This is a genomic window from Acinetobacter sp. 1566109 (assembly GCF_000582255.1).
Taxonomy (GTDB): domain Bacteria; phylum Pseudomonadota; class Gammaproteobacteria; order Pseudomonadales; family Moraxellaceae; genus Acinetobacter; species Acinetobacter nosocomialis.
The window spans coordinates 1-12747 of sequence record NZ_JEYB01000023.1 but is presented as its reverse complement, the minus strand read 5'-3'; the positions used below and the strand labels follow the sequence as shown (position 1 = coordinate 12747).

The following is a 12747-nucleotide window of genomic DNA, read 5'->3' as shown; positions in this document are numbered from 1 at the left end:
TAAATCAATGACTGAAATAATGTGTGAAATATGAAAAATTATAAAATCCACATTGTTTCGGTCAGTTGTTTAATTTCTTGAATATCATGACTCACATAAATCATCGGAATTTTTATTTCCTCTTTTACCTTCTGAAAAAAAGGAATAATTTCAGCTTTATGATTCGCATCTAGTGCGGATAAAGGTTCATCAAGTAGTAACAGCTTAGGTGAATATAACAATGCTCGACCCAGTGCCACACGCTGTTTTTCCCCTCCTGAGAGTTTGATAGGCATACGTTGTAATAAGTGGTCTAACTTTAATAATTCAATAATATAATCTGCTTCAAAGTGACGTTCTTGTTGGGAAAGATGCTTAAGACCAAATAATAAATTTTGCTTTACCGTTTTATGCGGAAAAAGCTGAGCATCTTGAAAGACCAATCCAACATGTCGCTTTTGCGTACTCAAATTAATGTTTTGATTTGAATCAAACCACGTTTGATCCTGTATTTTAATGAGCCCACTACGCGGAGTGTTCAGCCCTGCAATGGCATGTAAAATGGACGTTTTACCTGACCCAGAGGCACCAAATAGCCCAATAACAGAAGCATCGGACTGGAAACTAGGCTCAATATGAAATTGACCCATGTGTAGCTGGAAACGGCAATCAATCAACATAATCTTACCGCCCTAAGCGCTTCTTTTGATAACGATGAAACCACTGCGCAAACCATAGCGCTAAAAAAGCCACGCTTAACGATAAAACAATAAGTCGTTGAATAGCGGCCTCGGTATCGGGTTGTTGCATTAAGCTATACATGGCCAAAGGCAAAGTACGTGTTTCATTTGAAATATTACCAACAAAAGTAATAGTGGCTCCAAACTCACCTAGACTCCGGCAAAAACACAAAATGGCACCAATTAAAATACCACTGCTGGCAAGTGGCAATGTGACATGGAAAAATGCCCCTAAAGATGAGGCACCTAATGTCTTTGCTGCCATTTCTAAACGCTGATCGACCAGCTCAATTGCTAGTCGAATCGATTGTACCAACAGCGGAAAACCCATTACTGCGGAAGCAAGAACGGCGCCTTTCCAGTTAAATGCAAAATGAATTCCGAGTGGAGCTAAATATTGCCCAACAACGCCGCGACTTCCAAAAACTTGTAAAAGCAAATAACCAGGAACCACTGGCGGAAGTACTAAAGGTAAAAACACCAATGTTTCAATGAATGACTTACCCCAAAACTCTTTACGCGCCAAAAACCATCCCACACAAATTGCAGGAATAATACTGACCACAAGACAACTTGCTGCAACCTTACAAGAAAGTTGCAGAACGCTGAGTTCTTCTGGAGTTAAAGAAAACATCATGGTTTATCTGGGGTGAGCATACTAAAGCCATATTTTTTAAAGACAGCTTTGGCTTGGTTGCTTTGTAAAAATTGATAGAACTTTGTTGAATTTGGAGTCTTTTTAACTATCCCTATAGGGTAAGTAATTGGCGAATGCGTATTTTCTGGAAATACGCCAGCTACACTCACATCTTTGCTAATCGCTGCATCGGTTGCATAGACAATCCCAACCTGACATTCACCACGCGCAACAAAATTTAATGCCGCTCGAACATCTTCTGTTTCAACTAACTTAGGCTCAATACGGTTCCACCAACCTAAATTGATAAAAGCTTGTTTAGCGTATTTGCCTACAGGCACACTTTTGGTATCTCCTGTACAAATCTTTCCAGTAAAGACTTTATTGGGATCAGTGGTTTTATCTAATTTTATATTTAATGGTCTTCCTTTAGGTGTAATTAAAACCAAACGGTTACCTAATAAATTTATACGGTCATTTGCTGCAACTTGTTTTTTGTTTTGTAGATAATCCATCCACTGTGTATCTGCTGAAATAAAAATATCTGCGGGCGCACCTGCTTCAATTTGCTTAGCTAAGGTCGATGAGCCTGCATATGAAGTCTTAATTTCTACTTTATTCTGTTTTTCGTAAATTTTTTCTAAATCGTTAATCGCATTCGTTAAGCTCGCTGCTGCATAAACGGTAACTGATTCAGCCTTGGCTGAAATATTAAAGATCCCTCCTATGCTGAGGATTGAACAAGCTAAAGCTAATTTTTTTATCTTTGTATTACTTACCATTATGTTTTACCTTTTTTGTCGTTTTTTGCAGCGATATATACCCAAGAATATAGCGATAAGCATAGACGATGAAAAGTAGAAATTATTTATAAAGATGGATATTTTTTCTGAGCAATTGAAAACTATTAGTAGATAAAACTGATTCGCGCTTAAATTCTTTGATTTATAAAGCATTCCTAATCTTATTTCTTTAAATAGCTACTCATAATTTGATAATCATGTTCTAAGGCTTGTCGAGCATTGATTTCCATTTGGCGGTAATGTTCTAAGACTTTGTGGCCCAAAGCTGTGACGGCTGCCCCACCACCATGTGTTCCACCCGTTTGTGTTTCCACTAAAGCTGTTTCAAAGCATTGATTCATGGTGTCGACTAACTGCCATGCACGGCGATAGCTCATATTCATAGATTTTGCAGCTTGTGAGATTGAACCAGTTCTCGCAATTGCTTCAAGTAAATCCGCCTTACCCGGACCAAATGCAATATTTTGCTCTAAAAGAATTCTAATTTGTAATTTTAAGTTTTTTTCTTTCATAGACTTAGTTCACAAAGTTTCATTTTTATGCTGCTTAACATTATAGGAAACTTTAATAGCTTAAAACACATACAAATTTAAATCTCTACTCTTTCTTCAAAAGAGTTCAATTAAAAAATCAAAACTGCACAAAGTGGATAAAGATCTGGAAAAAACGGATAGAGAGCAATGCTTAATCGCGGTTCAATCAGTTAAAAGCTGATTGATTGGAGGATTGAGTAAATGACCTCATCTAATTTAAAACAATGGAATGATTTTATAGATGGATGTATCGACTTCCGTCCTAACGATGGCGTGTTCCGTATTGCACGCGACATGTTTACCGAGCCAGAACTATTTGACTTGGAAATGGAATTTATTTTTGAAAAGGTTTGGATTTACGCATGTCACGAAAGTGAAATTCCAAACAATCATGATTTCCTAACCGTTCAAATTGGCCGCCAACCGATTATTGTAAGCCGTGATGGTAAAGGCGAACTACATGCCATGGTGAATGCTTGTGAACACCGCGGTGCGACCTTAACACGTGTTGCTAAAGGCAATCAATCTACATTTACCTGTCCGTTCCACGCATGGTGCTATAAGTCAGATGGCCGTTTGGTTAAAGTCAAAGCGCCTAGCGAATATTGTGAAGATTTTGATAAATCAAGCCGTGGTTTAAAACAAGGCCGTATTGCCAGCTATCGTGGATTTGTATTTGTAAGTCTTGATACTCAAGCAACAGATTCCCTAGAAGACTTTTTAGGCGATGCAAAACTGTTCCTTGATTTAATGGTTAACCAGTCGCCAACAGGTGAACTCGAAGTATTACAAGGTAAGTCATCTTATACCTTTGCAGGTAACTGGAAGTTACAAAATGAAAATGGCTTAGATGGCTACCATGTCAGCACTGTTCACTATAACTATGTCTCTACAGTTCAACACCGTCAGCAAGTCAATGCATCAAAAGGTGCCGAACTCGACACACTTGACTACAGTAAGTTAGGTGCAGGTGACTCAGAAACTGACGATGGCTGGTTTAGTTTTAAAAATGGCCATAGTGTTTTATTTAGTGACATGCCAAATCCAACAGTTCGTCCGGGTTACAGCACGGTTATGCCATATATGGTTGAAAAATATGGCGAAAAATATGCTGAATGGGCAATGCATCGTTTAAGAAATTTGAACTTGTACCCTAGCCTATTTTTTATGGATCAAATTAGCTCACAGCTTCGTATTGTTCGCCCTGTGGCATGGAATAAAACTGAAGTCATTAGCCAATGTATTGGTGTTAAAGGTGAATCTACTGAAGCACGCCGTAATCGTATTCGCCAGTTTGAAGATTTCTTTAACGTATCAGGCCTTGGTACACCAGACGATTTAGTTGAATTCCGTGAACAGCAAAAAGGTTTTCAGGCACGACTTGAACGTTGGAGCGATATTTCACGTGGTTGTCAGTCGTGGGAATATGGCGCGACCAAAAACTCCCAAGATTTAGGCATTCAACCCGTTATTACTGGCCGTGAATTTACCCATGAAGGACTCTATGTAAACCAGCATGGACACTGGCAACGTCTCATGCTCGACGGCTTAAATAAAAAAGCGCTGAAAATGCAGGATATTACTTTTGAAAACAATGCCGTAATGGATGAGGTGTAACCATGTCACAAGAACTACATTTTGCTGTATCTCAGTTTTTGTACAAAAAGGCAGAGCTTTGTGATGCTTATGACTGGGATGCCTACTTAGAGCTTTACGATGAAGATAGTGAATATCATATTCCACAGTGGATTGATGACCATAACTATGTTCAAGATCCAAATCAGGGCTTATCTTATATTTATTATGCGGACCGTACAGGCCTTGAAGACCGTGTATTTCGTATTCGTACAGGTAAAGCAGCGTCTGCAACACCGTTACCACGTACTTTGCACAGCATAAACAACATCCGAGTTAAAACACTGGAAGATGGTTTTATCGAAGCAAAAGTTGCATGGCAAACGCTTTATAACCGTCAAGGTTTAGAAGGTTGTTTTTACGGACATGCCACTTATCTTTTACGTCAAACCGCAGATGGTTTCCGTATTCGTCGTCAGCACAGCATTTTGCTGAATGACAAAATTGATTCCGTTTTAGACTTCTATCACGTTTAAGGGGAATGAAAATGGGACATTCAGTTGCACTTAACTTTGCCGATGGCAAAACCTTTTTCATTTCGGTAAATAAAGATGAATTGCTGCTTGATGCAGCAGTTCGTCAAGGAATTAACTTGCCGTTAGACTGCCGCGAAGGTGTTTGTGGTACCTGTCAGGGACAGTGTGAAACCGGCATTTATGAGCAAGAATATGTCGATGAAGATGCATTAAGTGAACGTGATTTGGCCGAGCGAAAAATGTTAGCTTGCCAAACAAGAGTGAAATCCGATGCAGCTTTTTATTTCGATCATGATTCTGCTATTTGCAATGCTGGTGATACCTTAAAAATTGAAACCCAAGTGACTGCGGTTGAGCTGGTTTCAGAAACAACAGCAATTTTACATCTTGATGCGAGCAGTCATGCTGAACAACTTCAGTTTTTGCCAGGTCAATACGCTCGTTTGCAAATACCAGATACTGAAGACTGGCGTTCTTATTCTTTTGCAAATAGACCAAATGCGACCAATCAATTACAATTTTTAATTCGTCTCTTACCAGACGGTGTGATGAGTAATTACCTGCGTGACCGTTGTCAGGTCGGACAAAGCTTACTTATTGAAGCACCGCTTGGTAGTTTCTATTTACGTGAAGTAGAGCGACCACTGGTTTTTGTGGCGGGTGGAACTGGTTTATCAGCTTTCTTGGGAATGCTTGATAACTTGGTTGAGCAGCCTAATTCACCTACAGTTCAGTTGTACTACGGCGTAAATAGTGAAACCGACTTGTGTGAACAACAGCGTTTACATGCTTATGCTGAACAGTTACCAAACTTTAGCTATCACCCGATTGTGACTAAGGCAACGGAAACTTGGCAAGGTAAAGCAGGCTATATCCATGAGCACTTAAATAAAGATCAACTGGCCGAGCAAGCTTTTGATATGTATTTATGTGGCCCACCGCCAATGATTGAAGCCGTTAAAAATTGGTTAGATGAGCAAGCTCTGCAAAACTACCGTATCTACAGCGAGAAATTTTTACAGAGCAATACCTCACGTTAAAAGTATAAATAGCTTAAAAACTACTAAACCTGAAATGATTCAATATACTCTTATAAGGGGTATATTGAATTTTTGCATTTAAATTAAAAGCTTTTATATATCAATAATATAAAATAATGAATTCCGACAAAATAAATTGACCAGTTCGCACGGATTTGTTATAAATTTTGATAGATCTTAAGGAATAAGATCATGATGAGATTAAGTTATAGCACCTTTTATATCCCCCTATTCTATTTCTCGAATGTATTAAATTGATGGACAAAATCCGACGTAAAAGTTTGAGAAAATCACAATAACTAGCGGTTAGATTGGTCTATATCTTGCTTATATCTCATTGTATTTTACGCTTAACTTAATTTTTAAGTGCCGTATTTACTTATTGCACAGTGAAAGTTTAAAACTTTTGCAACATAGGTAAATACAGGAGTGAGCCAAAAGGGATAAATATGAACCAAGCCAACTCCCACGAACTCAATGGACGTCATTTTCAAAATGAGTCTATCTTTACCAATCATAATTTGGTGTTCGATCACCACGATTTAAGCGAAACCTGCCGCAATGTAGGCCAAATTTTTAAACCGCATGATCTTAAAATCTCTCATCAGAAGCGAGATTTCAGTGCAACTATGCACCATGTTAAAACAGGCGCCTTGTCTATTAGCCGCTTGGAATATGGCGCGGATGTCATTATTGAACCAGATCATCTGGATAACTTTTACTTAATTCAGATTCCAACTCAAGGCTATGCAGAAATCGAGTTTGGTTCGCAAAAGTTTATTTCTTATTATCAAGTTGCCTCTCTTATTTCACCTCAGCAATCTTTACGTATGCGCTGGCATGCGAACTCACCCCAGCTTATTCTAAAAGTGTCAAAGGATGATTTTACTTACCATTGCCGTCAACACATTGCGGATTCAGAGAATAACTTACTCGTTTTTGACCCTAAATTAGATTTTTCTACCCAAGGTGGAGCCTATTTTTTACAGCTCGTTAGAACCTTAATGGATGCTTTAGCATGTGATCAGCACCCGCTCCATCATCCATTAGCCTTTAAACAATTTGAGTCAAATCTATTTAATGCACTGATTTATGGTCAACCCAACAATGCATTACATAAGCTTGATCATTATAAAGAAAAAACGGTATCTCCTTATTTCGTGAAGCGTACAGAAGCCTATATTAAAGAACATTTGCATGAGCCGCTCAATGTCGAGATTTTAGCTGAACATGCAGGCGTGAGCGTAAGAACCCTATTTACTGGTTTTAAAAATTATTTGGGGACAACCCCAATGTCTTATTTAAAAGAATTACGTTTTGAACAAGCCCATTTAGAGCTCATGCACAATGAAAATCTATCTGTCACTGACGTTGCATTTAAATGGGGATTTACCCATTTAGGCCGTTTTTCACAAGAGTACAAACGCCGTTATGGTGAGTTACCTTCGTCTACTCGCCGATCTGGTCAAAATGAAGGCTCAGGCTTAATTACTTCAATTTTTTCTTAAAACAAATAGATAAAAGCCTTTTATATTTTTTGATATAAAAGGCTTTTTTTATGACTTAGAAATGATGAACATAACGAACTTGTAGTCGCGTACCTTCTGGGCGGTTTTCAGCATCTTGCTCAAAATATGCATTTGCAACCAAGTGATCATTTTTAGAAAAACTATACATCGCACCGGGACCAATTGCCCAAACTTGTTCACGTCGACCTTTGACTTTTTCACCATCGACTTCGGTATCTGTAACTTGTTTTAGCCAATAGCCATTGAGCCCTAAACGGAACTGTTCGGTAATAGCATAGTCCGTTGCAAAGTTTGCATGAATTGCTTGCCCTGCCTGTATATCATTTGCTCCAGCAAACGCATAGCTTGGGTCATTATTCTTAAAGTTATAGAGATAATGGATACGTGTTGAAGCTGTCCATTTTGGATTAAACCAATATGTGGCAGCCCAATACGGGTCAAATGAAACGGCGTTATTACCTGGGTTAATATCTTTTTGCTGGTCGTATTCGCCAGTAGGTAAATTCACCTGAAACTCAAAACGATGTATAAACTTCGGTCCTTGTGCGCCCATGACTGGATCGAACTGAATGAAAGGCCCAATCATAATGTCCCCAAAGCCACTTTGGGCTTTAATTGCCGCATTATTCAAGCCATCATCCATGTCCATTTTACTGACAAAAGGAATCAGAAAATTCATGCCTAGACTGGCTTTATCTTTTACTCGGACATTCGATAAATAACTAATCTGCTCAACCAATACTTGATAATTTAAATCTGTTTTAGGTAAACCGAGTTTTTGTCCATTAACATCGACCAGTTTATTACTATCGTAATTTTGAAAATAGGTTTGAGCATACCAACCGGGCCCTGCGGGTAATCCACCATCGAGAAAGCTGGTCATACCTAAGTTTACGGTCGGTAAATCATAGGCATGTGCAACCAAAGGCACACCCAACAATGCCCCTGCTAAAAAGCCATGTTTAATTAAAGTGCTTTTCATCTTTTTATTTCCTATAAAAAAATCACGACCGGATTGATCGTGATTGTGGTGAATTAATGTGCTAATTCTGGATGCTCAGCGGCAATCCGATACTTTCCTGCATGGAATACCAATGGTTCACCTTGGCGTTGTTGGTATTGTTCAATTTGACCAATAAAAATCAGGTGATCTCCGCCCTCATACTGATTTACATTTCGGCAAACCAAGGTTGCGAGTGCATCGGACAAAATTGGAACGCCTGCATCGCATTGCTGATGGGCAATACCTGCAAATTTATCTTCAGCACCCCGAGCAAAATGTCCTGAAAGCTGATGATGCTCTTGTGCCAACATGTGAATTGCAAAATATTCAGCTTCTACAAAATCAGGCAAACTTGGCGCCGTTTTTGAAAGGCTCCACAAAATTAATGGCGGATCTAAAGACAAAGATGAAAATGAATTGGCGGTCATTCCTATTTTCCGGCCATCTTTGCCACGAGTTGTAATCACGGTAACGCCAGTTGCAAACTGACCAAGCAAATTACGAATTTCTCTTGGGTTTTCAGCATTAATCGCTTGTAAAGCTAAAGTTTCAATTGTGTCCATTTTTAATCTTCCTTTGATATTTTGACCTTAGGCCACTTTTGCTGTGGTTTTTGAAGCTAAGAATGCTTGAGCTTGATTTGCGTCAAACCACCACGGAGCAAAAGAGCGCGGGTCATCAAAGTTATTGGCCATAATTGAAGCAATGCTTTGGTTCTGGCTTGCGGCTGCTAATAGCTCAATAACATGTGGCTGCGGTGGTACTAATAGGCTATTGGTCCAAGCCACGACTTTTTCTGCATAAGACCAATAACGTTCAAAAGTTTGAACCATCCATTGTTCACTAAAGCTTTGATTATCATTGGCTAAAATGGCATCGAAATAGATTTTGCTACACTTAGCAGCGTTGTTTGAGCCTTGACCAGTAATCGGGTCATTCACCACCAAGGCATCTGCCATACCAAAAATCTTCTTGCCAGACGGTAAGGTTAAAACGGGTTTGCGTACGGTCGGCGGGAAGCGCCCTGCCAAATAACCGCCAGCATCAGTTAATTCAACATTTACGCAGCGTTCATATTCCCAAGGCACAAATTTCTTGAGTAAATCCAGACTGCATTGCAGGTGTTGTTCAGGTGTTTTGACATCTTGCCAGCAGTCCATTGGTCCATTTGGAATACCTTCAAACACCATAATGTCGCAAGGACCATTAATGGTAAGTGCGGGAAATGAAAAGTATTCGCCAACTTCAGGAATAATGTTAAAAGTCACACGTGAATAAGGTGAAATTGGCTTCATATTTTTGACATATGTCAAAGCCAAAGCGCGCTGCGGTTTATCAAAAACACTACGTACATCATCACGTTCAAACTGTTTAACAACTTCACCTTTACCAGCCGCGAGTAATACAAGCTCGTAGTCGTTTGCGAGTTGTTCTAACTCTTCTATACCAACATCCTGAATCACCAATCGACCGCCACGGCGTTCAAATTCTTCCATCCAATATGGCATTTTGACGCGTTGATCGACCGATTGAGCGTAGCGCTCAAGACGAGCGCTCCATTCAAATGCTTTACCACCATTTTCAGGATTAACTAAAGCTAGCCCAATACCTTCTACGGCTGGACATTGTTCTTCCCAGAAATTTAGTCCCAAGTCACGTTCAGTTTGTAAAGCGGTATGAAACATACACTGGCTTGACATAACTTTACCTTGGCGGATTTCATCGGCAGTTCGGTTGGTGATCATGGTTACGTCGTAACCTGTATCTAATAACCCCAAACCAAGCTGTAAACCAGACTGTCCTGCTCCAACAATTGCAATACGGCGCATAATCTTCTCCATAATTTTCTAAATGTGCTTTTAAAACGCTGTGCTATTCGGCTAAACGCGGAATAGCGGGCTGTGATCCTTCAGGGCCCATTACTGAATAGCCACCGTCGACTGCGTAATCTGCTCCGGTCACAAAGCTCGCAGCGGGTGACAATAAAAACAAAACAACATTGGCGACTTCTTCTGGATGACCCAATCGGCCTAGCAAGTGATAATCGGCTGCAACGCTATCGGCTTTTTCACGGTTATTGCCGCTGACTTCTGCAATGACTCGTGACCATGTCCAACCCGGAGAAATTGAATTGACACGAATACCGTCGACAGCAAAATCCATTGCCATGCTTTGTGTGAGTTGACGTATCGCGGCTTTAGAAACTGGATATAACCAGCGTCCTGTTTGTGCTACTTTGGCAGAGATTGAAGTAAAATTGACAATTGAACCTTGCTGCTTTTTTAAGTCATTGTATAAAGCACGGCTCAGCTCAACGGTAGAGACCAAATTAAGATCGAGTGCTTGTAACCAGTCCTGACGTGAAGATTTAAAACCATCATCTAAGTAGGTACATGCCAAATTCACCAAGTAACTCACTTCACCTAAATGTTGACGAATATCTGCCACAGCTTGTTGAATAGCGGCATCACTGGTTAAATCGGTTTGAATAAACATCACGTCATGGTTAAAGCTTTCTGCAATTGCCTTGCCTTTGGTATCAATATCTAAGATAGCGACATGAGCACCTGCACTGACTAAGGCTTGTACAACAGCTTTACCAATCAGTGTTGCACCGCCGCTCACCACAGCGACTTTTCCTTTTAAATTTATATTCATTGCAAATACTCCTTAACTAACTGGCTTGCCTTCACTATTTGACCAAGATGGCATCAAAGTATTGGAAGGAAGATCTTCATCAAGAAGTTTTCGCGCGGTCTCAACACCTGCAACGGGTAAACCTGTTGGGTCTAATAAACCAATTTGAACGAGTACCGACGCTTGGTCCCAGTAAATATGCTCATGGCACAGCTTTGAACCTCTGAACTGAATTACACCTAACATTGGAATTTCGACATATTTACCAGTCGGTTTTACACCCGGTAATAACCAGTCAATTTCAGCATCGTGGGTAAAGCTCATAATGAACTCGTCTACCACTTGCGTTGAGCCAACCGTACGAGAGATCGAAGTGATCTTCATATCTTTTGGGTTTTGATGAACAAAGTGATATTGATAAAAACGAGCAAGCTGGCTTTGACCTACACCACCAGTCAAGGTTGGGATATGGTTGACATAAGGCTCCGCGACCATCGTTGCCATGGTTGCAGGCACGTCACGCGTATCGAACTCATGACGAATATGCTCTTCCCATAGTGCGACCAGGTCATATTTCGGCCCAATCGTTTCATGTAGAGCTGTTACTGTACGCTCGTGAGCAAAGCGTGCTGAAGGTTTGTGGTAATGGTTGCTTTTTGGTCGTGCAAAGGCATGATCAACACCTTCATAAACATAGGCTTGTACATTTAAATATTGGTTGGCTGCATCGACAATCGCGGGACTGTTCTAAATTTTGTGTAAGTACTTAATTTTCATTTATCCTTCAGAGGATAATTACAAAAGGTACTTCACATGGATGAAGCAACAATCAAAAGTATGGCTGCCGAATTGGCTAAAGGTCTAAAAACACCAGAAGACTTAAACCAAATGACAGCAGTCTTTAAAAAATTCATGATTGAAACTGCACTCAATACTGAACTTTCAGACCATCTCGGTTATGAAAAGCATCAGCCCAAGAAAGGCTCAAATAGCCGTAATGGGTTTAGTTCTAAAACCATTACAACTCAAGATGGACAACTGGCTTTAGATATTCCCCGTGATCGAGAAGGTTCATTTGAGCCACAAATTATCAAAAAGCACCAAACACGCATCACCAGTATGGATGACCAAATCCTCTCACTGTATGCAAAAGGAATGACTAATAGGGAAATTGTAGCCTTCTTCAAAGAAATGTACGATGCCGATGTGTCAGCATCTCTCATCAGCAAAGTTACCGATGCTGTGATTGAGCAAGTGACTGAGTGGCAAAATAGAGCCTTAGATAGCCTTTATCCTGTTGTCTATCTTGACTGTATTGTTGTCAAAGTCCGTCAGCACTCCAATGTGATTAACAAGTCCGTATACCTTGCTTTAGGCATCAATATGGATGGGCAAAAAGAATTACTGGGTATGTGGATTGCTCAGACAGAAGGTGCCAAATTCTGGCTGTCAGTCATGACAGAGCTAAAAAATCGAGGAGTACAGGACATTCTTGTTGCCTGTGTAGATGGATTAAAAGGCTTTCCTGACGCGATAGCCTCTGTTTACCCTCATACTGATATTCAACTGTGTATTGTGCATGTTGTACGCAATAGCCTGAGATTTGTAAGCTGGAAAGACTACAAGGCTGTTACGTCGGGTCTGAAAGCGATTTATCAGGCAAGTACAGAGGAAAATGCTTTAAAGTCCCTAGACATCTTCTGTGATCAATGGAATCACCAGTATCCCAAAATTG

13 protein-coding genes and 1 pseudogene are annotated in these 12747 nt (G+C 40.1%); 5 read left to right on the top strand and 9 right to left on the bottom strand.

What is annotated here, in order from left to right; translation table 11 throughout:
- Positions 1-38: 38 nt before the first annotated feature.
- From J582_RS15295 to J582_RS15280, 4 genes are all read right to left on the bottom strand, one after another.
- Entirely contained in the window at positions 39-659 is a 621-nt protein-coding gene (locus J582_RS15295) for an ATP-binding cassette domain-containing protein (RefSeq protein WP_032048199.1), read from the bottom strand.
- Between the two features lie 4 nt (positions 660-663).
- Complete coding sequence (gene modB / locus J582_RS15290; RefSeq protein ID WP_032048198.1) at positions 664-1356, bottom strand: molybdate ABC transporter permease subunit; 693 nt, start codon at positions 1354-1356, stop codon at positions 664-666.
- Positions 1353-2138, bottom strand: a complete 786-nt coding sequence (gene modA, locus J582_RS15285; RefSeq protein ID WP_032048197.1) for a molybdate ABC transporter substrate-binding protein — start codon at positions 2136-2138, stop codon at positions 1353-1355. Before modA ends, modB begins: the two co-directional genes overlap by 4 nt.
- 182 nt (positions 2139-2320) lie before the next feature.
- Positions 2321-2671, bottom strand: a complete 351-nt coding sequence (locus J582_RS15280; RefSeq protein WP_032048196.1) for a winged helix-turn-helix domain-containing protein — start codon at positions 2669-2671, stop codon at positions 2321-2323.
- A 222-nt stretch (positions 2672-2893) separates the two neighbouring features.
- Here J582_RS15280 and antA point away from each other — a divergent pair, with 222 nt between their 5' ends.
- The 4 genes from antA (at position 2894) to J582_RS15260 (ending at position 7351) form a co-directional block, all read left to right on the top strand.
- On the top strand, positions 2894-4309 hold the full coding sequence (gene antA, locus J582_RS15275) for an anthranilate 1,2-dioxygenase large subunit (RefSeq protein WP_000204402.1): 1416 nt from the start codon (positions 2894-2896) through the stop codon (positions 4307-4309).
- A gap of 2 nt (positions 4310-4311) precedes the next feature.
- Positions 4312-4803 (top strand): anthranilate 1,2-dioxygenase small subunit, encoded by a 492-nt coding sequence (gene antB, locus J582_RS15270; RefSeq protein ID WP_032048195.1) that lies wholly within the window; start codon positions 4312-4314, stop codon positions 4801-4803.
- A 5-nt stretch (positions 4804-4808) separates the two neighbouring features.
- Positions 4809-5843 (top strand): anthranilate 1,2-dioxygenase electron transfer component AntC, encoded by a 1035-nt coding sequence (antC, locus tag J582_RS15265; protein ID WP_080961330.1) that lies wholly within the window; start codon positions 4809-4811, stop codon positions 5841-5843.
- 449 nt (positions 5844-6292) lie between these two features.
- Positions 6293-7351 carry an AraC family transcriptional regulator gene (locus tag J582_RS15260; RefSeq protein ID WP_032048193.1) on the top strand — a complete coding sequence of 353 codons (1059 nt, stop codon included), beginning with the start codon at positions 6293-6295 and terminating at the stop codon, positions 7349-7351.
- Between the two features lie 55 nt (positions 7352-7406).
- On the opposite strand, the gene J582_RS15255 is transcribed toward J582_RS15260, so the two are convergent.
- The 5 genes and pseudogenes from J582_RS15255 to J582_RS0104765 all read right to left on the bottom strand — a co-directional run.
- Entirely contained in the window at positions 7407-8354 is a 948-nt protein-coding gene (locus J582_RS15255; protein ID WP_032048192.1) for a SphA family protein, read from the bottom strand.
- A 53-nt stretch (positions 8355-8407) separates the two neighbouring features.
- The gene (locus tag J582_RS15250) at positions 8408-8938 is read right to left on the bottom strand and encodes a flavin reductase family protein (protein ID WP_032048191.1); all 531 of its coding nucleotides are present in this window, start codon (positions 8936-8938) and stop codon (positions 8408-8410) included.
- Positions 8939-8965: 27 nt separating this feature from the next.
- Positions 8966-10204, bottom strand: a complete 1239-nt coding sequence (locus J582_RS15245; RefSeq protein ID WP_032048190.1) for a styrene monooxygenase/indole monooxygenase family protein — start codon at positions 10202-10204, stop codon at positions 8966-8968.
- 43 nt (positions 10205-10247) lie between these two features.
- Entirely contained in the window at positions 10248-11033 is a 786-nt protein-coding gene (locus J582_RS15240; RefSeq protein WP_032048189.1) for an SDR family oxidoreductase, read from the bottom strand.
- A 12-nt stretch (positions 11034-11045) separates the two neighbouring features.
- A pseudogene (locus J582_RS0104765) lies at positions 11046-11747 on the bottom strand (dienelactone hydrolase family protein); the annotation flags it as partial.
- Between the two features lie 78 nt (positions 11748-11825).
- On the opposite strand from J582_RS0104765, the gene J582_RS15235 reads away from it, so the two are divergent.
- Positions 11826-12747: IS256-like element ISAba26 family transposase (locus tag J582_RS15235; RefSeq protein ID WP_050674841.1), on the top strand; the 922-nt coding region annotated here is incomplete at its 3' end.

Excerpts from the sequence above, each read along its gene's own strand:
- J582_RS15295 (WP_032048199.1), bottom strand. The coding sequence starts at position 659 with ATGTTGATTGATTGCCGTTTCCAGCTACACATGGGTCAATTTCATATT.
- modB (WP_032048198.1), bottom strand. The coding sequence starts at position 1,356 with ATGATGTTTTCTTTAACTCCAGAAGAACTCAGCGTTCTGCAACTTTCT.
- modA (WP_032048197.1), bottom strand. The coding sequence starts at position 2,138 with ATGGTAAGTAATACAAAGATAAAAAAATTAGCTTTAGCTTGTTCAATC.
- J582_RS15280 (WP_032048196.1), bottom strand. The coding sequence starts at position 2,671 with ATGAAAGAAAAAAACTTAAAATTACAAATTAGAATTCTTTTAGAGCAA.
- antA (WP_000204402.1), top strand. The coding sequence starts at position 2,894 with ATGACCTCATCTAATTTAAAACAATGGAATGATTTTATAGATGGATGT.
- antB (WP_032048195.1), top strand. The coding sequence starts at position 4,312 with ATGTCACAAGAACTACATTTTGCTGTATCTCAGTTTTTGTACAAAAAG.
- antC (WP_080961330.1), top strand. The coding sequence starts at position 4,809 with ATGAAAATGGGACATTCAGTTGCACTTAACTTTGCCGATGGCAAAACC.
- J582_RS15260 (WP_032048193.1), top strand. The coding sequence starts at position 6,293 with ATGAACCAAGCCAACTCCCACGAACTCAATGGACGTCATTTTCAAAAT.
- J582_RS15255 (WP_032048192.1), bottom strand. The coding sequence starts at position 8,354 with ATGAAAAGCACTTTAATTAAACATGGCTTTTTAGCAGGGGCATTGTTG.
- J582_RS15250 (WP_032048191.1), bottom strand. The coding sequence starts at position 8,938 with ATGGACACAATTGAAACTTTAGCTTTACAAGCGATTAATGCTGAAAAC.
- J582_RS15245 (WP_032048190.1), bottom strand. The coding sequence starts at position 10,204 with ATGCGCCGTATTGCAATTGTTGGAGCAGGACAGTCTGGTTTACAGCTT.
- J582_RS15240 (WP_032048189.1), bottom strand. The coding sequence starts at position 11,033 with ATGAATATAAATTTAAAAGGAAAAGTCGCTGTGGTGAGCGGCGGTGCA.